This window comes from Polaribacter pectinis, from assembly GCF_014352875.1.
Taxonomy (GTDB): domain Bacteria; phylum Bacteroidota; class Bacteroidia; order Flavobacteriales; family Flavobacteriaceae; genus Polaribacter; species Polaribacter pectinis.
In genome coordinates, this window is sequence record NZ_CP060695.1 from 2,010,584 (window position 1) to 2,034,531 (window position 23,948).

Annotated in this window: 18 protein-coding genes; 8 read left to right on the forward strand and 10 right to left on the reverse strand. The window is 29.0% G+C overall.

Features of this window, described 5'->3' with window-relative positions:
* The 3 genes from H9W90_RS09070 to H9W90_RS09080 all read right to left on the reverse strand — a co-directional run bounded on the left by H9W90_RS09070 (window position 1) and on the right by H9W90_RS09080 (window position 6,356).
* Window positions 1-1,434: a M20/M25/M40 family metallo-hydrolase gene (locus tag H9W90_RS09070; RefSeq protein ID WP_187481300.1), complete on the reverse strand. Its 1,434-nt coding sequence runs from the start codon at window positions 1,432-1,434 to the stop codon at window positions 1-3.
* Window positions 1,435-1,525: 91 nt separating this feature from the next.
* Window positions 1,526-3,295: a TonB-dependent receptor gene (locus tag H9W90_RS09075; RefSeq protein WP_187481301.1), complete on the reverse strand. Its 1,770-nt coding sequence runs from the start codon at window positions 3,293-3,295 to the stop codon at window positions 1,526-1,528.
* Between the two features lies 1 nt (window position 3,296).
* The gene (locus H9W90_RS09080; protein ID WP_187481302.1) at window positions 3,297-6,356 is read right to left on the reverse strand and encodes a tetratricopeptide repeat protein; all 3,060 of its coding nucleotides are present in this window, start codon (window positions 6,354-6,356) and stop codon (window positions 3,297-3,299) included.
* A gap of 162 nt (window positions 6,357-6,518) precedes the next feature.
* On the opposite strand from H9W90_RS09080, the gene H9W90_RS09085 reads away from it, so the two are divergent.
* Window positions 6,519-7,205, forward strand: coding sequence for a cell division ATP-binding protein FtsE (locus H9W90_RS09085; protein WP_187481303.1), 687 nt, complete (start codon window positions 6,519-6,521; stop codon window positions 7,203-7,205).
* A gap of 3 nt (window positions 7,206-7,208) precedes the next feature.
* On the opposite strand, the gene H9W90_RS15430 is transcribed toward H9W90_RS09085, so the two are convergent.
* Window positions 7,209-8,321 (reverse strand): hypothetical protein, encoded by a 1,113-nt coding sequence (locus H9W90_RS15430; RefSeq protein WP_187481304.1) that lies wholly within the window; start codon window positions 8,319-8,321, stop codon window positions 7,209-7,211.
* A gap of 56 nt (window positions 8,322-8,377) precedes the next feature.
* Here H9W90_RS15430 and H9W90_RS09095 point away from each other — a divergent pair, with 56 nt between their 5' ends.
* Window positions 8,378-9,196 (forward strand): 2OG-Fe(II) oxygenase, encoded by an 819-nt coding sequence (locus H9W90_RS09095; protein WP_187481305.1) that lies wholly within the window; start codon window positions 8,378-8,380, stop codon window positions 9,194-9,196.
* On the opposite strand, the gene H9W90_RS09100 is transcribed toward H9W90_RS09095, so the two are convergent.
* Both H9W90_RS09100 and H9W90_RS09105 read right to left on the reverse strand, forming a co-directional pair.
* Window positions 9,197-10,282, reverse strand: a complete 1,086-nt coding sequence (locus H9W90_RS09100; RefSeq protein ID WP_187481306.1) for a glycosyltransferase — start codon at window positions 10,280-10,282, stop codon at window positions 9,197-9,199.
* Between the two features lie 13 nt (window positions 10,283-10,295).
* Window positions 10,296-11,972, reverse strand: coding sequence for a formate--tetrahydrofolate ligase (locus tag H9W90_RS09105; protein ID WP_187481307.1), 1,677 nt, complete (start codon window positions 11,970-11,972; stop codon window positions 10,296-10,298).
* A 189-nt stretch (window positions 11,973-12,161) separates the two neighbouring features.
* Between H9W90_RS09105 and H9W90_RS09110 the strand changes: the two genes are divergently transcribed.
* The 4 genes from H9W90_RS09110 to obgE all read left to right on the forward strand — a co-directional run bounded on the left by H9W90_RS09110 (window position 12,162) and on the right by obgE (window position 18,164).
* A complete protein-coding gene (locus tag H9W90_RS09110) occupies window positions 12,162-12,764 on the forward strand; it encodes a hypothetical protein (RefSeq protein WP_187481308.1) in 603 nt (200 codons plus the stop codon).
* A 154-nt stretch (window positions 12,765-12,918) separates the two neighbouring features.
* A complete protein-coding gene (secDF, locus tag H9W90_RS09115) occupies window positions 12,919-15,891 on the forward strand; it encodes a protein translocase subunit SecDF (RefSeq protein ID WP_187481309.1) in 2,973 nt (990 codons plus the stop codon).
* A gap of 84 nt (window positions 15,892-15,975) precedes the next feature.
* Entirely contained in the window at window positions 15,976-17,094 is a 1,119-nt protein-coding gene (locus tag H9W90_RS09120) for an adenylate kinase (RefSeq protein ID WP_187481310.1), read from the forward strand.
* A 77-nt stretch (window positions 17,095-17,171) separates the two neighbouring features.
* Window positions 17,172-18,164 carry a GTPase ObgE gene (gene obgE, locus H9W90_RS09125; RefSeq protein ID WP_187481311.1) on the forward strand — a complete coding sequence of 331 codons (993 nt, stop codon included), beginning with the start codon at window positions 17,172-17,174 and terminating at the stop codon, window positions 18,162-18,164.
* 67 nt (window positions 18,165-18,231) lie between these two features.
* On the opposite strand, the gene H9W90_RS09130 is transcribed toward obgE, so the two are convergent.
* The 4 genes from H9W90_RS09130 to H9W90_RS09145 all read right to left on the reverse strand — a co-directional run bounded on the left by H9W90_RS09130 (window position 18,232) and on the right by H9W90_RS09145 (window position 21,164).
* Complete coding sequence (locus H9W90_RS09130; protein ID WP_254712466.1) at window positions 18,232-18,678, reverse strand: energy transducer TonB; 447 nt, start codon at window positions 18,676-18,678, stop codon at window positions 18,232-18,234.
* A 74-nt stretch (window positions 18,679-18,752) separates the two neighbouring features.
* Complete coding sequence (locus H9W90_RS09135) at window positions 18,753-19,250, reverse strand: hypothetical protein (RefSeq protein ID WP_187481313.1); 498 nt, start codon at window positions 19,248-19,250, stop codon at window positions 18,753-18,755.
* Window positions 19,251-19,482: 232 nt separating this feature from the next.
* Window positions 19,483-20,799, reverse strand: a complete 1,317-nt coding sequence (locus H9W90_RS09140; RefSeq protein WP_187481314.1) for a M56 family metallopeptidase — start codon at window positions 20,797-20,799, stop codon at window positions 19,483-19,485.
* Window positions 20,796-21,164 (reverse strand): BlaI/MecI/CopY family transcriptional regulator, encoded by a 369-nt coding sequence (locus H9W90_RS09145; protein WP_187481315.1) that lies wholly within the window; start codon window positions 21,162-21,164, stop codon window positions 20,796-20,798. The genes H9W90_RS09140 and H9W90_RS09145 overlap by 4 nt, the downstream gene beginning before the upstream one ends.
* A gap of 123 nt (window positions 21,165-21,287) precedes the next feature.
* Between H9W90_RS09145 and H9W90_RS09150 the strand changes: the two genes are divergently transcribed.
* On the forward strand, window positions 21,288-21,788 hold the full coding sequence (locus H9W90_RS09150) for a DUF456 domain-containing protein (protein WP_187481316.1): 501 nt from the start codon (window positions 21,288-21,290) through the stop codon (window positions 21,786-21,788).
* 447 nt (window positions 21,789-22,235) lie between these two features.
* Complete coding sequence (gene lysS / locus H9W90_RS09155; RefSeq protein WP_187481317.1) at window positions 22,236-23,930, forward strand: lysine--tRNA ligase; 1,695 nt, start codon at window positions 22,236-22,238, stop codon at window positions 23,928-23,930.
* Window positions 23,931-23,948: the final 18 nt, after the last annotated feature.

Below are 23,948 nucleotides of genomic sequence, written 5' to 3' on the forward strand. Positions count from 1 at the left end.
TTATGGCTTAACTGGTGTATTTTTATATAAATATTTATCCATTAAATAAATAATACTTGCCATAGAAGCACTCCCTAATTCTAATTCCCTTTTGTTTACTTTATCGAAAGTATCTATGCTTGTGTGATGATAATCGAAATATCTTTGAGAATCTGGTCTGTAACCAACTAACGTTACATTATCGTCTTTTAATGGAGAAATATCTGCGCCAGAACCACCTTTGTCTAAATCATGTAAACCATAAGGAGACAATAGTTTTTTCCAACTTTGTAATAATTTTGTATTTACAGCATTTGCATCAATAGTGAAACCTCTTGGGGTATGTCCTCCAGCATCAGATTCTAAACCTCCAATATGGTTTTCTTTGTTCAATTTTGCTAATTCAGCATATTTTTTTGCACCTCTTGTTCCGTTTTCTTCATTCATAAAAAACACAACTCGTAATGTGTTTTTAGGTTTAATGTTATTCTTTTTGAATAAATAAGCAACTTCTAAAGATTGTACAATTCCTGTTCCATCATCGTGTGCACCTTCACCTAAATCCCAAGAATCTAAATGTCCGCCAACAACCATAATATTTTCTGGAGTTTCAGAACCTGTAATTTGTCCAACCACATTAAAAGATGGTGCATCTGGCAAAGTTTTGCAACTTTGTTTAAAGTAGAATTTTAAATTAGGATATTGCTTTAAATCAGCACTTAAAATTTCTGCTGCTCTAGAACTAATTGCAGCTGTTGGTGTGTATTGTTCTATGGGAATATCTCCATAGCTCATAGTTCCTGTATGAGGATTATCGTCAATTACATTAGTCATAGAACGCACAATAACACCTTTTGCTCCAAATTTACCACATACTCTTGCGCCAGAATAACGCTGACCTACACAACCTCCATAAGCCTGAAAAGTATTTATTAATGTATTATCGAAAGCTCCATTAAAAAAGACAATTTTATCGCGTAATTTCTCGCCCATTTCTTCCGCTTCTTCCAAACTTTTTACCTCAATAACTTCTGCTAAAATTCCAGATTCTGGTGTTGCAATAGAAAACCCTAATGCACAAATTGGTACATTTTTCTGACCTCCATCTGTGGTATAAGTTGCTATTTCTTTTTCACCTCTAACCCAATGTGGCACCATAACTGGTTGCAACCAAACTGAATCTAAACCAACTTCATTCATTAATTTCGTGCCCCATTCTACTGCTTTTGCAGCTTCAGGAGAACCAGATAAACGTCCGCCAATATTTTTAGTTAAATCTCTTAACCATTCGTAAGATTTACCTTCTGTTAAAGCACTGTTGAATAAAGTTTTTATACTTGTTGAATCGATTTTTTCTTCTGAAGATAATAGATTAGAATCTACGACTTTTTCTTGTTTTTGATTACAAGACAATATAAATAATGAAGTTAAAAATAAGAAAGTGATTTTTTTCATTTGGTAGTTATTTATTAGAATTGATAAAGCTACAAAAATGAAATGATAATTTAGCAACTAGAAAAATCAATCTATTGAATAACAGAGAAACTTAAAAATCAAACTTATAAGTAATACCCGCCAAAGCTTGAAAACCTTGTGTGTCGAAATTTGCAAAACGTTGGTATTCTGTATTTAAAACATTGTTCAGTTTTAAGAAAGCAGAAAACTTATCGTTAAAATGATATCCACCATTTAAATTCACATCAATGAAAGAATCTATGGTTTGTATTCCACTAAAACTTGAAGGAAATTCTCCATTATATAAACCATCTTTTCTTTCACTTACATAAAAAGCATTTGCAGATGCATACCATTTATTCTTTTTATATTCTGTTTTTAAAGATGCTTGTAAAGTTGGTAAATTCCATTCCGTTAAGGCATTTGTAACAGTGTAATTATCGAATTGTATTTGTGTAGTAAAAGTGATTCTTTTAGAAAAATCGTATTGAACTTCTGCAAACAGTGAGGTTGTTTTAACATCATCATAATACACACTAAATGAGTTACCAAACTCATAACCTTTTAAAAGCGAATTATTAACAACTGCAGTAGAACCATCTGATTTAGATGCGTTTCTTAAAAACAAGGGTTTGTCTTCTTCATTTTTAGCACTTGCTTTTAAATTAAAACTGATGTCGTTTGTTATATTTCCGTTGAAGCCTAGAAACCAATTAGACTCTTCTAAGGTTTGCGTAATAAATAAAGTAGGTGAAATAAAAGGGTTTTCTTCTGTAAAACTCTTGTAAGTGTTTGTGTGTAAATCGCCTGAAAAACCTCCATAAATATTTAGGTGTTCTTTTATTATTGGTCTTTGAAGTAATACATCTGGAATTAAGAAAATATTACTAGCATCATTTTCGGAATCTAAAGAAACATAGGTTTTTAAACCTGCTTTAAATGCAAAACCTAAATATGCAATTTTATATTCTGGATTTATTTTAACAGTAATAATGCTATATTTTACAGGATTATTGTCTTTATAACTATTCTTAAATTCGCCTTTTAAATATTCTACACTGGTTTTAATTGAAATATCATTTAAATTAGGTTTTATAAAATCTAAAGGAAAATCTAGCTTGGCATCAAATTTTGCTAAAATTTCTGTGCTATTATAATCGTCTGTAAAGTAAGAGGCAGAAATTTTACCAAAATCTATATATGAATCTTTAAAAGTGAATTCTCCAATAACATTAAAATAGTTATAAGTTTGTTCTTCATTTATTGAATTTACAGTAGTTTCTGCAAACACTATTTCTGGCAGGCCATACCAATTGTATTGGTTTCTCTCTGAATTTAAACTCACTTTCCAATCGAAATAACGATCTTCTTGTTTGTAAAAAGCTCCTACATTAAAATTAGAAAAAGTACTATTTAAAACAGATTTTCTAACATTTTCTTCTGAAGCTAAATATTTAGCAGATAAACCAAACTCGTTTTCGAATCTTGTACTGTGATGTAAAAAGGTTTCTACAAAAGGAGTTGCATAATTACCATAACCTACTGCTAAATAATTTTTGTAAATACGTTCTTTAACACCAACATCTATCCCTTTTACAACTCCACTTTTAGGGATAAAAGTAGAAGCTACAGGTGCAGAAAAAATAGTATATTCTAATTTCTTCTTTTTACTTTTCTCAAAAATTTTTAAAGTAGGGTTCTTCTTTATTTTTTTTGCATCAGCAATTTTTGGATTGTATTTTGTAACTACTTCTACAACTTCTGTTTTTACAGTATCCTTAACTTTTTCTATAGGCTCTTCTTGTGCCTTTGCAGAAAAAATGCCCAATAGAATTAGTAATATGGTAAAGCCTTTTTTCATTTTATTTTTTGTTTTCTTTTTTAGGAGTTTCTGTCTTAACTGGTGTAACAGAGTTATTTGTTTTGGCTTCGTTTTCTTTTATAGTATCTAATTCTGTTTGTGCTTCTTCAATAATATCTTCGAATTGTTTAAAGTTTTTAATTACATTTTCTAACACAAAAGTTGCTTGATACACATCTTTTAATCCGTAATAATTTTTACCCATTATTACGTAACTCTTAACAGCCCAATACTTATGTGCTGAATAATTAGCTATTAATTCTTGAACTACTTTGTTAGAATCTGCATAGTCTTGTTGTTGGTTTTTAAAGAAAGCATTGTAAAACAAGGCTTCTGCTTTTAACTCTCCTGTTGCATTTTTTTCTACTTCACCATAAAACTCTTCAGCAGTTAAAAAATCTTCAGTTTTATAAGATGCTCTTGCAATAATTGTTTTAGCATCATACTCTAAATCTTGTTCAACTTTCTCTCTTAACAATATTTTTTTAGCATATTCTATGGCAAAATCATAAGCTTCAGTTTCATAATACCCTTTCATTAAATTACTCTGTGCAAAAAGCACGTTTTCTGTTGCATATGCTTCTTGCTCTAACCTATCTAAAAGCGGAAGTGCATTGTTAAAATCTCCTTTTTGTAAATAAATTTGAGATAACTTACTTAAAGACTCTTCACTAAACTCATTTTGTTCTTCTTCTAAAACAACTTCATAATTTGCAGCTGCTTTGTCAAATTCTTTTACCTTAAAGAGGATATCAGCTAAATAATAATTTGCTTTTATTTTATGAATTCCTTCAGGAAAACTTCTTGTATATTTAAATAGGCTATTTACAATTGCATTACCATCTTTTGAGCCAAAATATAATTTTTCAGCAACTGCAAATGTTGTATTATCTAAATCTGAATTGGTAACATTTATAAACTTTAAGTCTTTAATCCAATTAATATAATCATCTAAATTACCATTATCTATATAAATATTTCTTGCATTTGCAACGGCCTCAAAAGCATCTGGTGAATTTGGAAATTGACTTGTAACTCTTTTAAATTTTTGTAAAGCGTCTTGATTTTTATTATCATTATAATACATTAAACCTTGCCTTACCAATGCTTTTGGTAAGAAAACACTTTTTGGATGTTTATCTAACAATCTATCAAAAGCTTGCTGTGCTTTCTCATTGTTTTTAAGAGCTGTATACGTTATTCCCAATTGATACAAAGCATCATCTTTTAAAGATGAAACTTGAAAATCATTCACAACTTTTGTAAGTGCTATAATTTTTTTATCATTTTCATCTGTAAAACCATAGCTCATTCCTATTTGGTACTGTGCATAATCTGCACCAGAACCTTGTTCTTTTATTAATTTCTCATAAGACTCTACAGCATTTTTATATGCTCTTTCTGCAAAATAACTATCTCCCAAGCGAACTAAAGCGTCATCTCTAACATCATTCTCTATTGAGTCTTTCTTTAAAAAATCTTCAAAAGCTATACTTGCTTTATCATATTCTTTCAACTTAAAATGACTGTAGCCAATATTGTAATCAATTAACGAAAACTCATCTTTATCAGATTTTAAAAACTTTTTTAGTACAACATACTTTGTTAGTGCATCTTTATAATCTTCTAATCTATAAATAGTTTCTGCTTCCCAATATTGCGCTTTTTGATTTACTTCTGGGTTATTAGAATTCTTGCTTTTTGTAAAATATGGCAACGCTTCTTTTAGCTTTCTCTCATTAAATAATTGAATTCCTCTGTAAAAAGAAACTTCTAAAGACATTGCTAAATTTTCTTTAGATTTCTTTTTTTCTAAAAACTCTAAAGCTCCTTTATAATCTTGTTGATGGATATATGATGAAACCACCAATTTACTGATCTCATCATAAGATTTAGATTTCGGATACGCTTTTAAATAATCTTGTAAAACTTCAGCTACACTTTTAAAAGGATTTCCTTCTTCGTAACTTAATTTTACATAGTTTAAAGCGGCATCTTGTTTAATTTCTCTATCGAAATGCATTTCAGATGCAGATTTAAAAGCATTTAAAGCTTCTGCTTTTTTATCTAAATTTAAATAACATTCTCCTAAATGATAGTAAGCATTTTGGGCAACGCTATTTTTTTCATCAATTATTTTATTAAAATTACTTACAGCATTTTCAAAATCATTTTGTTTGTAGTAAGCATAACCTAATTGATAAAAATCTGTATTATTCCACTTTCCTTTTTTACCTCTGTATTCTTTTAAATAAGGAATAGCTTCTGCATATTTTTTTAAGTTGAAGTAACTTTCTCCTACAATTTTAGAAATTTCTGATCTTTCTTTTCTCTTTACAGTCTTTAACAATTCTTCTCCAACAATTGTACAACGCTCAAACTTTCCTGCTTTAAAACTAATATCTAACAAATAATAAGAAATCTCTAATCTATAGGTTTCATTATCTGCAATTTCTTTTAAAGTAGATTCTGCAATTCCATAATCTTCTAATTTATAAGCAATATAACCATAATAATATCTAGAATCATTACCATACTTGGGGTCATTAATTAACCCTAAAAAATGTGGTTTTGCCAAAGAATAGTTATTAGTAACTAATAAACCATATCCTTTTTTAAAATTAAGTTCTTTTCTGTTATCATCAGAAAGTAAATCTGTATTTACTTTTCCGTACCATTTTAAAGCGTAAGCCGCTTTTTTATTTGCAAAATAATAATTGGCAACATTAAAATAGGCTTTATTCTTCTTGTTACTGTTGGGATTTTCGTCAACAAAAGCCAAAACTTTTTTATCTGCATCTGGCTGATTTAACTTTACAGCGCACATTGCTTCATAATAAGCAGCATCAGATTTTAAATTAGAACTTTTTGTAGCTTCATTATTTACTTTTGTAAATGTTTTTTGAGCAGCAGCATACGCCTTGTTATAAAACAAATGCAACGCATTATTATAATCCGTTAAAACATTAGTTTCTGCAACAGATTGTTGGCAAAAACCTGATACAGAAAGTAATAAAATAAAAATGAATAGAAACTGTTTTCTATTAAAACCAAACTTCATACAATTATTTTTGATGCTCAAAATGAATAACGCACATTTTTTAGATTTGTTTGATGGGGGAAGAAAAAATGTTGACAATTTTTAATCAAAAATAAGAATTGTTTGTAATTATTGTTAGAAAATCGTTAGAAACTTATAAGTTTGTAAAAAACTATTTATCTTATGGAAAAACCAGTTTTACATTTAGAAAACGCAGACATTTATCAAAGAGATAATTTGGTCTTGTCTAAAGTGAATTTATCAATTAATAAAGGAGATTTTTACTATTTAATTGGTAAAACTGGTAGTGGAAAAAGTAGTTTAATGAAAACTTTATATGGCGATTTACGTCTACAAAGAGGTATAGGAACCATAGTAGATTTTGATTTAAAAAACTTAAAAGACAAAGAAATTCCGTTTTTAAGAAGAAAAATAGGAATTGTTTTTCAAGATTTTAAGTTGTTAAGTGACAGAACCATTTTTGGAAATTTAGAATTTGTTTTAAAAGCCACAGGTTGGAAAGACAAAGAGAAAATGAAAGAAAAGATTAATGAAGTTTTAGATAAAGTTGGGATGAAATCTCAGTATTACAAGAAAACCTACGAACTTTCTGGTGGAGAACAACAACGTGTTGCAATTGCAAGAGCTTTGTTAAATGATCCTGAATTAATTTTAGCAGACGAACCTACTGGAAATTTAGACCCAAAAACATCTTTAGAAGTTATGGAGCTTTTAAACGACATTCATAAAAGTGGAAAAACCATTTTAATGGCAACACACGATTATCAATTAATAGTAAAGTTTAAGCAAAAAACCTTAAAATGTGAAGGTGGAGAGTTGTTTGAAGTTGCACAACAAGCAACTACTTAATTTTTAGCGGAAAATAATATCTATTATTTTTTGTGCATTTTCTGTTGGATTAAAATCTAATAATTTTTCTTGACGAGTTTTTACTTGTTCATCAGAAAAATCTTTTGCAAATAAATCTTCTGTTTTATTAATGATTTCTTGCTTGGTATTTGCCAATTCACATAAACTTTCTAAACCAGTTTCTTCCACCATTTTAGAATTTGCAATTATGTGCTTCCCTTGATATAGCGTATTTAATAATTTTAGTTTAATTCCCGTTTTTTGGAAAGTCAGCAACGTATTAACATGCGCTTTTTTAAACAACTTTTCTAAATCTTCTTGTGTTGGAATATCTTCAAAAGAAATGTTGCTATGCTTTTTTACTTCTCTTAATACTTTTGCGTTTTTACAACTACTTGCAATTACAAACTTAATAGAAGTTTCTTTATACACATCAATTAAAAATAACGCTGCTCTAATATTATCCGCAATTCTTAAATCTCCATGATATAAAACGAAAGCACCTTTTTTAGTCTTGTTTTCGATTTTTTTTGAATTGTGAAAAACAGGAATATAAACTGCTTTTTCTCCATAATTATTAGAAAAATATTGTTGTTCGAAAGGAGAAATTGTAAAAATTCCAGTTACGCTTTTCAATATTTCCTCAAACTTTTTTAGCTTTTTTGCTTCAATACTATAAAAGATTTTTTTGAAAATATTTTTCTCACTTTTCTGTAATCCGTAAAAATAATCGTGTTCGATATTATGCGTTCTTACGTAAGAATCTTTAAAATCAAATTCTAAAATTGGATGTGTAGCATGCAAGCCTTCAAAAATAATAGGCGCTTTAATTGATTTTAAATTTGCAACTAACTCTTTATTATTTCTACTCTCAACTCTATAAGGTAATTTGGAAAACAAAGACAAAAAACTATTTTTGCGATTGTAATAAAATACTTTTTCGCAGTATTTTTCTAATTCTGGTTCTTCTTCTTTGTTATTGTAAATATACGTGTGCAAATATATTGAAATGCCTTGCCTGTGTAGTTCTTTAATTTTAAAGAATACATCTATAATTCCTCCGTAATTTGGCGGATAAGGAATATCAAAAGAGACAAGATGTATACTTTTTTTCATGATTTACAAATGTAAAATTTAAAAAATGAATACATTTATACTTTCTAAAAAGAATTATGGAGTTTAGCCGAAAAGAAATAGCATCACTTATTTTTAAAAACCTAGAAGGTAACAAAACTGATTTAAAAAAACAGTTTGCTGCTCATAAAAATGATATTGGTTTTTTTTATTTAGATGATTTATTACCTAGTGAATTAGCTCTAGAAATTCATAAGAACTTTCCAAACACAGAAGAAACCGTTAAAAGAAAAAGCTTACGAGAGAAAAAATTTACTGCTTTTCAAATGGATAAATACAATCCTTTATTAGAAGAAGTAATTTATGCTTTTCAAGATGATAAAATAGTAGCATTAATTGCTGAAATATGTAATATTGATTCCATTTTTCCTGATGAATTTTTATATGCTGGAGGTTTATCATTGATGCCGAAAGACAATTTTCTGAATCCGCATTTAGACAATTCTCACGATAAAGACAGAAATAGATGGCGCGTTTTAAACTTGCTCTATTATGTAACGCCAGATTGGGAATTAGAAAATGGCGGTAATTTAGAAGTTTGGCCAAAAGGTTTAGAAGAAAAACAAATTACTATTACTAGTAAATTTAACCGATTTGTGGTGATGGCAACACATAAAAAATCTTGGCACTCTGTTAGTAAAGTTACAACAGACAAAGTAAGATGTTGTGTTTCTAATTATTATTTTTCTGATGAACCTTTAAAAGAATCTGACAGTTTTCATGTAACAACTTTTAGAGGAAGACCTCAAGAAAAATTAAAAGACAAAGTTTTACAAGTAGATAATGGAATCCGTTCTTTTCTGCGTAAAATCTTTAAAAAAGGAATTCGTGAAAACCCACATCAGTATAAAAAGTAGTTAATTACAACTTCTAAATATCTCCAATAATTCTTCTTCTTGATTTTCCCAAATAAGACTTGTTTTGGCTTTTTTTAATGCTGCTGAAAAATCTTTTTCAGTTAAACCAATAATCTGCTTCGCAAGTTTTTCTGGCATTCTATTCAAGACAATTTCACCAACTTTATATTGCTGAACAACCTTCTTCATCTCTGGTAAATTAGAAACTAAAACAGGAACTTCTGCTTGTATGTAATCGAATATTTTATTTGGAAGTGCAAATCTATAATTCAAGCCTAAATCTTCTTCAATACTAATTCCTAAATCTGCTAAAGGTGTAATTTTATGCAATTCATTAGGGGTTATTTTTCCCATAAAGAAGATTCTATCATTCAATTTTTTGTTTACTACTTGCTCTTTCAATTGACAAATAATATCTCCAGATCCAATAATTACAAATACATGATTTGGTAAAAACTGCATCGTTTCAATCATCAATTCTAAACCACGACCAACATTAATTGCTCCTTGATATAAAATTATCTTTTTATCAGCAGTTTCAAAAGGCAAGGTTCCCTTTTCAACTTGTTTTTGAGTTGGTAAATTTACAATCGTTTTAAAATTTGTTTGATATCTTTCATTGTAATATTCTGCTATACTATTACAAACTGTATAGGTATTTTTCAATTTTGGAAGTAACCATTTTTCTAGGGAAGTCCAACATTTTTTCACAAATGGTCTTTCTACTAATTCAGGAATTTCAGAAAATAACTCATGACTATCATAAACTAGTTTTTTTCCTTGAAATCTGCTGACCAAATAATTTGGCAACAGCGTATCTAAATCATTAGAAAGCAATATATCTTTCTTTAAAAAAAGCATCAGAAAAAACAAACGAAAATTATATTCAGCATAAAAAAGAAAGCTATTATTAAATAATAATTTTATTCTTTTAGTTTTATAATTTCTGTGGATTTCTTTACTATCAGAAAGTTTTCTACCAATTAATAAAATTTCATAACCTCCATTTACCAAAGTATTACAAACTTTTGCAACACGTTGGTCTGTAGATAAATCGTTAGAAACGGAAACTATAATTTTATTCAAAATGAATTTTTATTTAAGACAATCCAGAAATAACTCCATTATTATCTATGGTCATATTTTCTGAAGCTGGAACTGAAGGTAAACCTGGCATTCGCATCATTTTTCCTAAAATGGGAATTATAAATTGTGCACCAGCAGCAATTTCAATTTCTCTAACCGTTACTGTAAAACCTTCTGGTCTTCCTATTAAAAATTCATTATCTGAAAAAGATTTCTGTGTTTTTGCCATACAAATTGCAAAATCATTAAAACCTAATCTGTTTATTCTTCTCAAATTTAATTGTGCTTGCTTGCTATATTCAACATTTTTTGCTCCGTAAATTTCTTTGGCTATAATTTCAATTTTATCAGTTACTGGAGATTTCCAATCATATAAAGGTTTGTATTGTGTTGCTTTATTTTCTACAACATTTACAACAGCTTTTGCTAAATCTCTTGTTCCTTCACCTCCTTTTGCCCAACCTTCAGACAAAACTGCTTCAACCCCTAAACTTGCACATTTTTCAATTACAAAACTTACTTCTTCATCTGAATCTGAAACAAAAGAATTTATAGCTACAACAGGTTCAATATTATATTTTCTGATGTTTTCTATATGTTTTTCAAGGTTTTTAAATCCTTCTGTAACCTTTTCTAAATCGGGTGTATTGTAAGCTTCTGACTTTGCTCCTCCATGATGACGCAAAGCTCTTATGGTAGCAACTAAAACTACACATTTAGGGTTCAATTTTGCAAATTGAGATTTAATATTTAAGAATTTTTCTGCTCCTAAATCCGCGCCAAAACCAGCTTCTGTAACCACATAATTAGATAAAGAAAGTCCCATTTTGGTAGCAATAATTGTATTTGTTCCTTGAGCGATGTTTGCAAAAGGTCCCCCATGAATAATTGCTGGATTTTCTTCTAAAGTTTGCACTAAATTAGGTTTAATGGCTTCTTTCAACAAAATTGCCATTGCATTTTCAGCTTTTAAATCACGTGCAAAAACGGGTTCATTTTTATAAGTAAAACCTATAAAAATATCTCCCAAACGTTTTTTTAGATTTTCTAAATCTGAAGCCATACAAAGTATCGCCATTACTTCAGAAGCTGCTGTAATATTAAATCCGTCTTGTCTTGGCACTCCATTTGCAGTTCCGCCCAAACCAATTGTAATATCTCTTAACGCACGATCATTCATATCAATAACTCTTTTCCATAGAATTGTTCTTGGATCTATATTTAAGTTATTTGTTTTACTTTGAATATTATTATCGATTAAAGCTGATAATAAATTATTTGCTTTTTCTACGGCACTAAAATCGCCCGTAAAATGCAAATTAATATCTTCCATTGGTACAACTTGCGAATATCCACCTCCTGCTGCGCCACCTTTTATACCAAAAACAGGTCCAAGAGATGGTTCTCTTAAAACTACTGTTGCTTGTTTTCCTATTTTATTTAATCCTTCTGTTAAACCAATAGAAACTGTCGTTTTTCCTTCTCCTGCAGGTGTTGGTGTTAATGCTGTAACTAAAACTAAATTATTGTTTTCTATCTTTTTATCATCAATTAAAGACAATGGTAGTTTGGCTTTGTATTTACCATACATTTCTATGTTGTCTTCTTCAACTTTTAGCTTTGCTGCTATATTTTTTATGTGCTCTAGTCTTTTTGCTTGTGCAATTGCAATGTCAGATAAATGTGTCATATATATGGTTTACAAACTTTATTCTTTCAATTAAAAAATTAAAGATAATTAATTTTAAGAATTGATACTTGTTTTTTGTTTTTATATCAGAAAAAGCGAAGAAATATTTAGAGTTTAACTCCAGAATAGGCAACTATTTAAGATTGAATTTAGTCCATGTAAAAGCAATCTTTTTTATATATTTGAAGCATGAAAATAAAATTGTACTTCGGTGCACTATTTTTAATGTTGATCTACTTTGGTACGTTCCAAGAACAAGTTTCTAGAACGAATCAAGAAATTGTTTTGGAATTTGTTGATACTAAAATTAACAAACAAGAAATTAGTTCTACAATTACCAATATTAAAGAGAGACTTTTAAAAGTTGGTGTTTCTAATATTAAAATTCAAGAAACACAAAAAGGTACGTTAAAAATCTCTTATTACAGTTTCGTTCATACCTCTGATATTAAAGAAGCGCTTGTTTTTGATAATCAATTAGCTTTAAACAAAAATTCAGAAAAGAAAGGTGATAAAAACGATACTTCTACTTACAATATTGATGTATATGAAATAACGAATCAAACTAATATTTCTGACCAAAATGATGAATATATATTTGAAATTAAAGTTAATTCAGACAGGTTTACAACAAATTACAATTATGTATCTACAAGAAATATAGATGCTCATAAAGTAAACCAACTCTATACAACTGCATACAATACTTATAAAAATCATCCTTTTACAAAGGATTACTCTTCACATCAAGAACCAGAAGTTAGAGCTGGACCGCACAAAAACTTTTTATAGAATTTCATCTTGTTTACATTTTTTAAAATCACTTTAAATTAATGTATATCAATATCATAATTAGAAAAAACAATACATAAAAAAATTGTCAGTTTTACGAGAAGCTATATATTTGCTCGTTTTTAAAAAAACTAGACTTTAAAATAATACAACAATGCAAAACAAAGGACTTATTAAAGTATTCGCTATTCTTTTCGGATTAGTGAGTTTATATCAATTATCATTTACGTTTTTAGCCAATAAAGTTGAAGACGATGCAAAAGAATATGCAAATGTAAAAGGTGTTGATGCTGATGCTAGACAAAAAGCTACATTCGAAAGAACGTATTTAGACAGTGTTGGTAACAAAAATACGATAGATTTAGGTGTTACTAAATTTAGCTACAATGATGTTAAAGACAAAGAAATGAATCTTGGTCTTGACTTAAAAGGTGGTATTAACGCAATCTTACAAGTTTCTGTAAAAGAAGTTTTAAAAAGTTTATCTAACGACTCTAAAAATGTAGTCTTTAATCAAGCTTTAGAAGCTGCAGATGAAAGGTTAAAAAACGATAATGCAAATTATTTAGACATCTTTTTTGAAGAGTTTGAAAAAATTGCTGGTACAACTAAATTAAGCGACCCATCTATTTTTGGAACAAAAGCTTTAAGCGAAAAAATTACTTTTAACGAAGAAAATGCTACAGTTAAAGAAACTTTACAAGAAGAAATAGATAGTTCTATAGGAACTGCTTTTGAAGTTTTAAGAAGTAGAATTGATAAATTTGGAGTTACTTCTCCTAACATTCAAAGAATTGGTAACTCTGGAAGAATTCAAATTGAATTACCTGGAGCTAAAGATATTGAGCGTGTTACGAAGTTAATTACTAGTAAAGCTGAATTACAATTCTGGGAAGTATATACAAATGCAGAAGTACAGAATTATTTCTTTACTGCAAATGCTAAAGTTGCAGAATTATTAAAAGAAGATGTAGATACAGAACAAGTTATAGATTCTACTAAAAAAGATGACCTTGATGATTTATTAAGTGATACTGCAGATTCTACAAAAGTTCAAAAAAACCTATTTACTTATTTATTTCCAAACGTAGCACAGTCTCAACAACAAATGAGTTCTTTAGTTGCACAAGCTAAAGTTTTAGATACTGCAATGGTAAATAAACTTTTAAGAAATAAAGAAGTTAAAGCTTTATTGCCAAATGAATTAAAGTACGCTAAATTTTTATGGGATTATAAATCTAATAAAGGTACTGACGGAACTGAATTAATTGGTTTATATGCTATAAAAGGAAACAGAAATGACAAACCAACTATTGAAGGTGATGTTATTTTAGATGCTGGTCAAGTTTTTGACCAACTTAATAAGCCAGAAGTAAGCATGACAATGAATAGCTCTGGAACAAAACAATGGGCAAAAATGACTGCAGATAATGTAGGAAGTTTTGTAGCTGTAGTTTTAGATGACTATGTATATACTGCTCCTTCTGTAAACCAAGCAATTACTGGTGGTAGAACTTCTATTTCTGGAGGAACTATGACAATTGCAGAAGCTGAAGATATTTCTACAGTATTAAAAGCAGGTAAATTACCAGCTGCTGCTAGAATTATTCAAGCAGAAGTTGTTGGGCCATCTTTAGGTCAAGAAGCTATAGATGCTAGTTTTATCTCTTTTGGTTTAGCTATCTTTTTAGTTTTACTTTGGATGATTTTATACTACGGTAAAGCTGGTTTATATGCGGATGTAGCATTAATTGTAAACATATTATTCATTTTTGGAATTTTAGCATCTTTCAACGCAGTGTTAACATTACCTGGTATTGCAGGTATTATCTTAACAATTGGTATGTCTGTAGATGCAAACGTTATTATCTTCGAAAGAATTAAAGAAGGTTTATTTGGTAAAAAAGGATTAAAACAATCTGTAGAAGATGGTTTCTCTATTAAAGGAGCTTTATCTGCAATTATAGATGCAAATATTACTACTTTATTAACTGGTATTATTTTATATGTTTTTGGTACAGGGCCAATTAAAGGTTTCGCATTAACATTAATGATTGGTATTGCTACTTCTCTTTTTACAGCGGTTTTCATCACTCGTATTTTAGTTGATGGAGCATTAAATAAAGGAAACAACTTAACATTTAATACTTCTATCTCAAAAGGATGGTTCCAAAATATAAATGTAGAATTCTTAAAGAAACGTAAGATTGCTTACTTCATCTCTGGAGCAATTATTCTTGCAGGTATTGTTTCTATATTTTCAATTGGATTAAAACAAGGTGTAGACTTTAAAGGTGGTCGTTCTTATGTTGTTCGTTTCGATCAAGCCATGAGTGCTACTGAAGTTGCAGGAACTTTAAAAGATGCTTTTGGTACAGCACCAGAAGTAAAAACTTATGGAACAGACAATCAATTAAAAATAACAACTGTTTATAGAATTGATGAAGAAGGACAAAATGTAGATGATGAAGTTCAAAACACTTTATTTACAGGTTTAAAATCTTATTTAGGTTCAACAACTTATGAAAACTTTAAACCAGGTTTCGAAAAAGAAGGCGCTGGTGTAATGAGTTACATGAAAGTAGAACCAACTATTGCAGATGACATTAAAACATCAGCATTATATGCAGTATTAGGTTCTTTATTAGTAGTTTTCTTATACATTTTATTACGTTTTAGAAAAGTATCTTTCTCTATTGGAGCAGTAGTTGCAGTTTTCCATGATGTATTAATTGTATTGGGTGTATTCTCTATTACATATAGCTTTATGCCTTTTGATATGGAAATAGGTCAATCATTTATTGCGGCAATCTTAACAGTGGTAGGTTACTCCCTGAATGATACCGTGGTAATTTTCGATAGAATTAGAGAATTTACTGGAACACATCCTCAATGGAAATATAGCGCAGTTGTAGACAAAGCTTTAAGTTCTACGTTAGGAAGAACAATAAACACTTCTTTAACAACATTATTAGTAATGTTAGTAATCTTCTTATTTGGTGGAGATTCTATTAAAGGATTTATGTTTGCCTTAATTGTAGGTGTAGCTGTAGGTACATATTCATCATTATTTGTGGCAACACCAATAATGTACGACACAACAAAGAAAGAAGAAAAGAACAAATAATTCTTCATTAATATAAGTTAAAACCGTTTTCTTACAAGAAAACGGTTTTTTCATTCAAGATATAGCCATTATATTTGCAAACTTATGAGCATTATAAAACTTCAAGATTTATACTTTAAACCTTATATCAATAAGGTAGAAATTGCTACAATTGTAAAGCATTTAGCAAATCAAGTAAAAGCAGACTTACCAAAAGACGAAGTTCCTATTTTTGTTGGAATTTTAAATGGATGCTTTTTATTTGCTGCAGACTTTATTAGAGAATTTAATGGAAACTGCGAAGTTTCTTTTGTAAAGCTAGCTTCCTATGAAGGAACATCATCTACAGAAAATGTAAAACAATTAGTTGGTATAAATGAAGATTTAACAGGCAGAACTGTAATTATTTTAGAAGATATTATTGATACTGGTAATACGCTTCAAGAAATTTATAATATCTTTAGAAACAAGAATTTAAAACAACTAAAAGTTGCAACATTATTTTTTAAACCGGATGTATTTAAAAAAGAACTACCAATAGATTATATCGGAAAAAGTATTGAAGATAAGTTTATTGTTGGTTACGGATTAGATTACAACGGTTTGGGAAGAAATTATCCAGAAATATATCAACTATCAACACAACCAAAAATGAAAAACATCGTATTATTTGGCCCTCCAGGAGCAGGAAAAGGAACACAAGCAGAATTCTTAAAAGACATGTATAATTTAGTACATATTTCTACTGGAGATGTGTTTCGTTTCAATATTAAAAATGCTACTGAATTAGGTTTATTAGCTAAAAAATATATGGACGAAGGAGATTTAGTACCTGATGAAGTAACCATTAATATGTTAAAAGCAGAAGTAAATAAAAATGCAGATGCTAATGGTTTTATTTTTGATGGTTTTCCAAGAACACAATCTCAAGCAAAAGCTTTAGATGCTTTTTTAGCTGAAAAAGGAGAACAAATTAACGGAATGATTGCTTTAGAAGTCCCAGAAGATTTGTTAGTAGAACGTTTATTAGAACGTGGAAAAACAAGTGGAAGAACAGATGATACAGATGAAAGTAAAATTAGAAACCGTTTTAATGAATACAACACAAAAACGGCTATTTTAAAAGACTTTTTCAATTCTCAAGATAAATATTACGGAATTAACGGTGTTGGTTCTATTGAAGATATTACAAAACGTATTGCTGAAGTATTTGATACTTTATAAATTGTTTGTCTGTGTATTTTGTTTATTCGTAAAATTGCGTATAAACAGTTAAACAAATAAACGTATAAACTGAAATAATGACTGAAGGAAATTTTGTTGACTACATAAAAATTTATGCATCTTCTGGAAAAGGAGGACAAGGATCTATGCACTTGCATAGAGAAAAATTTATTACCAAAGGTGGTCCAGATGGTGGAGATGGTGGACGTGGAGGTCACATTATTTTACGTGGCGATAAAAACATGTGGACACTTTTTCATCTAAAATTTAAAAGACATTTTAGAGCAGATCATGGAGGTTCTGGAAGTGCAAGTAGAAGTACTGGCGCAGATGGTAGTGACGTATATATAGATGTACCTCTAGGTACAATTATTAGAGATGCAGATACAGATGAAGTGATTTTAGAAATTACAGAAGACAAAAAAGAAGTGGTTTTATTGCGTGGTGGAAAAGGTGGACTTGGAAACTGGCATTTTAAATCTTCTACAAATCAAACTCCAAGATATTCTCAACCAGGAATGGATGGAGTTGAAGGTTGGTTTAGAATGGAATTAAAATTACTTGCAGATGTTGGTTTAGTTGGTTTCCCAAATGCAGGAAAGTCTACATTATTATCTGTTTTAACCTCTGCAAAACCAAAAATTGCAGATTATGCTTTTACTACTTTAAAACCTAATTTAGGAATTGTAGAACACAGAAATCATCAAACATTTGTTATTGCAGATATTCCTGGTATTATAGAAGGTGCAGCAGAAGGAAAAGGTTTAGGACATCGTTTTTTACGTCATATAGAACGTAATTCTGCCTTGTTATTCTTAATTCCTGCAGATAGTGATGACATTAACAAAGAATATGATATTCTTTTAAATGAACTTAAAAAGCACAATCCTGAATTGTTAGATAAAGATAGGTTATTAGCAATCTCTAAAACAGATATGTTAGATGATGAACTAATAGCTGAAATAAAACAGGATTTACCAAAAGGTATAGAAACTGTTTTTATTTCTTCTGTGGCAGAAATTGGCTTACAAGAACTAAAAGACAAACTTTGGAAAATGTTAAACTCCTAGAGTTATGACATTTAATATTTTACTAGTTCCAATATTATTCTCGATTCATTTGAGAATAGTATTGGAATTATTCTTTTAGTTGAATACGTATTGGCAGCTCATATTTTGTAGTAACAGGAATTCCTCTTTTTATTGCTGCATAAGTTTTAGGAATCTTAATAATACAAGCTTGCAAAACACTATCTAGTTCTGGTAGTTGTTCTTTTATTACTGCAGATGAATTAATTCCCTTTAAAATAACTTCTCCTTTAGAATTAATTATTAACTGTACAGTAACTATTTCATCAATAGAATCTTTAATGGTAAATGTGTGTTTCTGAAGCTCCTCTCCTATTTTTTTATGAATTGTATTTCTAAAACAATTGGCTTTTCTTTCTTTAATAATAATGGAATCGCAAACTTTAAAAGAAGGAAAGGTATCTACAGTAGAAAAATCTACAATGGTATCTAAAGACTGAATTTGCTTGTTTTTTGAAAATGAAAACTTATCGCAGGAATTGCAAAAAAGTATCAAAATTATAAAAGAGAGAAAACGCAAAAACATGAATATTAATTATTGTGTGAAAATACTAAATTAAAAATGTATTTTTAGTTTTTATTTTTTCTAGCTTTTCTTTTCTCAATTCTTTTTTCTCTGCGTTCTTTTTTTGATTCATCTATAAATATTGTAATTGGTATAGAATATTTCACTCCTACAATTTTACCATTTTGTTCTCCAGGAATCATTTTAGGAAGTTTTTTAATTACTCTAATTATTTCCTTTTCTATTTTTAAATGAGGTGCATAAACTTTAATACTATCTGATAATCCCTTATTATTTATTTTAAAATTTATAATTATATTTTTTCTGCCAGATGGTAATCCTAAAGAATTAGGTAGATAAGAGTCAAATTTTCTTGAAAAAAATTTTTTGAAAGATTTAGAAAAACATTCATGTAACTCTTCATTACTTCCTTTACAACCAGGATAAATTGGAACTTTCTCTAAAACATCTAACTTAAAGTCTTTCTTTAAACTTGATTCTTGAGAAAAAGTATTTAATGATATAAAGAATAAAAAAAACAGAATACAATTAAAATTTCTCATGCTATGCTCATTGTAAAACATATCTTAATTTAATTAGTAAAGATATTGCGTGAAATTACTGAAATTTGTTCAATTTATGAACCTAATTCTTTTACTTTTAAGACACTACAACTCTTATTTACATAATTATACTTTTTATAAATAGAAGTATAAAAAAGTCGAAGGTTTCGCTTCGACTTTTGGTAAACTCTATAATAGTAATTTGAAAATTTTATTTTTCTAAAAAACTAATCTATTTTACAATTATAACAAATGGTATAGAAAACTTCACCCCTACATTTTGTCCTTTTTGTGTACCAGGAATCATTTTTGGTAAAGTGGTCATTACTCTTAATACTTCTGCTTTAATTTTTGGATGCGGAGCTCTTGCTTTTACATCTACTACTCTACCTTCTTTGTCTACCATAAAACCAATAAAAACTCTTTTCTTTCCTGCTTTTAGTCCCAATTTATTTGGTAATTTAGAATCAAAATTTTCTATAAAATGTTTCTGTACCATTTCAGAAAAACATTTTTTATCCCCAGTTTCACAACCAGGAAATGTAGGTGCTTTTTCAATTTTCATAAAAGGAACACTTTCTTCCACCTCAATAATTTCACCATTTTCTATATCATTTGTATTTTCAATTTGTGATGACTGCTCAACAACCTCTATAATTTCCTCAACCTCTATAAGAGGTTCTATTTCTTCATTTTTACTTGTTTTTGTACATGAAATGTAAAAAAGCAGACTTGCCAATACAGGAATCAATACTAAATATTTTAGCTGATTCATTTTTTTAGATTTGTTTTTCGTCATCATAATAATTCTTTTTTTTATTAATGTTTGTTTATAAAATTGATTAACAAACGCTATGTTTTCAACCTGAAAAAAGTTGGATAATAAGTTGTTTATATAATTTTCTTTGGGTGTTAACTTTGTAGCAATCTCATCTGAAATATATTCATGAACTAGGGTTATTCTTTTCTGATAAATAAAAATCATGGGATTAAACCACATTACAATTTTTAGAAACTCGAAGAATAATAAATCTAAAGAATGTCTTTGTTTACTGTGTACTAATTCGTGTTCAATAATTTGTGATTTTTGAGATTCTGGAATTTCTTTCCCTAAAAAAATGTAATTAAAAAATGAAAAAGCAGTTGTTTGTTTTGAAAGGTGAACTAAAGTAAATCCCTCCTTTTTTTCAATTTGATATTTTTTTATTAAAATAAAAATCTTAATTAATTTAACTAAAAATAAAATTGTAAAAAAACTTACGCCAATCCAAAATATAACATTTACATAATTTATAGATTGATAAAATGTAGTTTTCTCGATTATTTTGTTGGGAGCTATAACTATCTCTGGCAAGTAAACAAAAAACTTTTCTGGTAATACTTTTTGAAACGTTTGTATTTTAATAAAGGGTAAAATAAAAGACAATATTGGAGTACCTAATAGATACCATCTATTTTTATTAAAAAAAGTTTCTTTACTTAAGAAGAGGTCATAAATAACTAAAAAGAACACTTGACATAAAACAACTTGAATTATATAATTTATCATGACTTTTTATTTTTATTTACTTCTTTTAAAATAGATTCAAGTTCTTCAACATCCATTTTATTTTCTTTTACAAAAAAGGAAACCATGCTTTTAAAAGAACCATCGAAATAACCATTCATTAATTTGTGTAAACTTTGGTTACTATAAGTCTCTTTTTCAATAATTGGGTAATAAATAAAACCTCTGCCAACTGGTTTATGATCTACAAATTCTTTGGTTTCTAAAATTCTTATAATTGTAGAGACTGTATTGTATGCTGGCTTTGGTTCTGGTAATTTATCAATTACTTCTTTTACAGAAGCTTCTTGTAAATCCCATAAAACTTGCATAATCTGCTCTTCTGCTTTTGTTAATTGTTTGCTCATAATTATAACTAAACTTTTAGTTCAACATGACAAATATAACTAAAAAATTAGTTTAAACTAATTTTTTAGTTATAAATTTTTGTAACAAAGGTTTTGTACTTTCGTCATATTCTAAAATTAACTATGGATATTTTCTTACTCATTATTGGACTTTTATTAGTATTGTTAGGAATTATTGGCTCTTTTTTACCTGTTTTACCTGGACCTCTAACTGGTTGGTTTGGTCTTTTAGTTTTACATTTAACTTCTGTTATTCCAATGAATTGGACTTTTTTATGTATAACTTTAGGAGTAGCAATTATAATTTGGGTGCTAGATTATATAATTCCTGCAATTGGTACAAAACGTTTTGGTGGAACAAAATACGGTGTATATGGAACCACGATTGGTTTAATAATTGGTTTGCTTACTCCTATTCCGTTTGGAATTTTAATTGGTGCATTTTTTGGTGCTTTAATTGGCGAATTAATGTTCGATAGTAAAGACACAAACAGAGCAATAAAAGCTTCTTTTGGTTCTTTTATTGGGTTGTTAGCTTCTGCAACTATTAAGTTTTCTGTTGCTGTGGTTTATGTGGTTTTATTTTTTATTAAATTCTGGGAATATAAAGGAGCATTTTTTTAAATCGTTTTAACAAAAAGCTAGCAAACTAGTCTAGCCCTGATTGTAGCAATTGTTTGAGCTCTTTTTTTTATGCTGAACTAGACTCAGTATCTGTTATAAGTATGAAATTATTTATTTAAAAAAGCGAGATGCTGAAATAAATTCAGCATAAAAGAAAAGCGAGTGCGGAAAGCAGGAAATAGCTTCAAAAAAAAAATAAAAGGGCAAAAAAAAAGCGTCCCATTTAAGGGAAGCTTTCCATTGGTTAACAAAACCAAGACACTTTTACTAAAGTGCCAAAACAACACAACTAAATGCTACTTCAACAAAAAGTAGCGGGCAAATATACAACGATTTCGTAATTACACAAATAAATAAAGAGATTTTATTAATTCTGCAAATTGTCTAATTCTTTAATAGATTGTATCTTTGCTGTCTTTATAAAAAATCACTAATAATTTAGACAGAATGCAATTATCAGAACAAGAAGTTGTACGTAGAGAAAAGCTAGCAAAATTAAGAGATTTGGGTATAAACCCTTATCCTGCAGATTTATTTCCTGTAAATTCTACTTCGAAGGAGATTAAACAGAATTTTGAAGAAAGCAAACAGGTAATAATTGCTGGTAGATTAATGTCTATAAATATACAAGGAAAAGCTTCTTTTGCGCAGTTACAAGATGGTGAAGGTAGAATACAAGTGTATTTTAATAGAGATGAAATTTGTACAGGTGAAGATAAATCTTTGTACAATGATGTCTTTAAGAAATTATTAGATTTAGGTGATTTTGTTGGTATTGAAGGTGTACTTTTTACTACCAAAGTTGGTGAAAAAACTGTAATGGTTAAGAATTTTAAGTTACTTTCTAAAGCCTTAAAACCTTTACCAATACCTAAAGTGAAAGATGGTGTTACTTATGATGCTTTTACAGATCCAGAAATGCGTTACAGACAACGTTATGCAGATTTAGTGGTAAACCCACATGTAAAAGAAGTATTTGTTAAAAGAACAAAATTGTTTAATGCAATGCGTTCTTTCTTTAATGATGCTGGATATTTTGAAGTTGAAACTCCGGTTTTACAACCAATTCCTGGAGGAGCAGCTGCAAGGCCTTTTATAACGCATCATAATTCTTTGGATATTCCATTATATATGAGAATTGCTAACGAATTGTATCTAAAAAGATTGATTGTTGGTGGTTTTGATGGCGTGTATGAATTCTCTAAAAACTTTAGAAATGAAGGAATGGACAGAACTCATAATCCTGAATTTACAGCCATGGAAATCTATGTTTCTTACAAAGATTACAACTGGATGATGGATTTTGCAGAGCAATTATTAGAGCACTGTGCAATTGCTGTAAACGGAACTTCTGAAGCTACTTTTGGTGAACATAAAATAGACTTTAAAGCGCCTTATGCAAGAGTAACTATGGCAGATTCTATAAAACATTTTACAGGTTTCGATATTACTGGTAAAACTGAAGATGAAATTAGAGCTGCTGCAAAAGGAATGAATATTCCTGTTGATGAAACAATGGGTAAAGGAAAATTAATTGATGAAATTTTTGGTGAAAAATGTGAAGGAAATTACATTCAGCCTACTTTTATTACTGATTATCCAAAAGAAATGTCTCCTCTTTGTAAAGAACACAGAGACAATCCAGAACTTACAGAACGTTTCGAATTAATGGTTTGTGGGAAAGAAATTGCAAATGCATATTCTGAATTAAACGACCCAATTGACCAACGTGAACGTTTTGAGCATCAACTAAAATTAGCGCAAAAAGGAGATGATGAAGCTACAGAATTTATAGATGAAGATTTTTTACGAGCTTTAGAATATGGAATGCCACCAACGTCTGGAATGGGAATTGGAATGGACCGTTTAATTATGTTTTTAACAAACAATCAATCTATACAAGAAGTTTTATTTTTCCCTCAAATGAGACCAGAGAAAAAAGCGCCTTCTATTGAATTAAATGATGAAGAAAAAGCCGTTTTAGCAATTATTACAAAAGCTGAAAAAATAGATTTAAACGAATTGAAAACTCAATCTGGTTTGTCTAACAAAAAATGGGATAAAACCATTAAAGGTTTAACTAAAAAAGATGTTGCTAAAGTTTCTAAAACAGATGAAGGTTTGTTTGTAGAAGCTTTGTAAAGGAGTAATTTTCATAAA

Bases quoted from the DNA above. Each gene is read 5' to 3' on its own strand.
- secDF (WP_187481309.1), top strand. From the start codon at position 12,919: ATGCAAAACAAAGGACTTATTAAAGTATTCGCTATTCTTTTCGGATTA.
- H9W90_RS09145 (WP_187481315.1), bottom strand. From the start codon at position 21,164: ATGAGCAAACAATTAACAAAAGCAGAAGAGCAGATTATGCAAGTTTTA.
- H9W90_RS09135 (WP_187481313.1), bottom strand. From the start codon at position 19,250: ATGAGAAATTTTAATTGTATTCTGTTTTTTTTATTCTTTATATCATTA.
- H9W90_RS09085 (WP_187481303.1), top strand. From the start codon at position 6,519: ATGGAAAAACCAGTTTTACATTTAGAAAACGCAGACATTTATCAAAGA.
- lysS (WP_187481317.1), top strand. From the start codon at position 22,236: ATGCAATTATCAGAACAAGAAGTTGTACGTAGAGAAAAGCTAGCAAAA.
- H9W90_RS09140 (WP_187481314.1), bottom strand. From the start codon at position 20,799: ATGATAAATTATATAATTCAAGTTGTTTTATGTCAAGTGTTCTTTTTA.
- H9W90_RS09150 (WP_187481316.1), top strand. From the start codon at position 21,288: ATGGATATTTTCTTACTCATTATTGGACTTTTATTAGTATTGTTAGGA.
- H9W90_RS09095 (WP_187481305.1), top strand. From the start codon at position 8,378: ATGGAGTTTAGCCGAAAAGAAATAGCATCACTTATTTTTAAAAACCTA.
- H9W90_RS09120 (WP_187481310.1), top strand. From the start codon at position 15,976: ATGAGCATTATAAAACTTCAAGATTTATACTTTAAACCTTATATCAAT.
- H9W90_RS09075 (WP_187481301.1), bottom strand. From the start codon at position 3,295: ATGAAAAAAGGCTTTACCATATTACTAATTCTATTGGGCATTTTTTCT.
- H9W90_RS09070 (WP_187481300.1), bottom strand. From the start codon at position 1,434: ATGAAAAAAATCACTTTCTTATTTTTAACTTCATTATTTATATTGTCT.
- H9W90_RS15430 (WP_187481304.1), bottom strand. From the start codon at position 8,321: ATGAAAAAAAGTATACATCTTGTCTCTTTTGATATTCCTTATCCGCCA.
- H9W90_RS09105 (WP_187481307.1), bottom strand. From the start codon at position 11,972: ATGACACATTTATCTGACATTGCAATTGCACAAGCAAAAAGACTAGAG.
- H9W90_RS09110 (WP_187481308.1), top strand. From the start codon at position 12,162: ATGAAAATAAAATTGTACTTCGGTGCACTATTTTTAATGTTGATCTAC.
- obgE (WP_187481311.1), top strand. From the start codon at position 17,172: ATGACTGAAGGAAATTTTGTTGACTACATAAAAATTTATGCATCTTCT.
- H9W90_RS09080 (WP_187481302.1), bottom strand. From the start codon at position 6,356: ATGAAGTTTGGTTTTAATAGAAAACAGTTTCTATTCATTTTTATTTTA.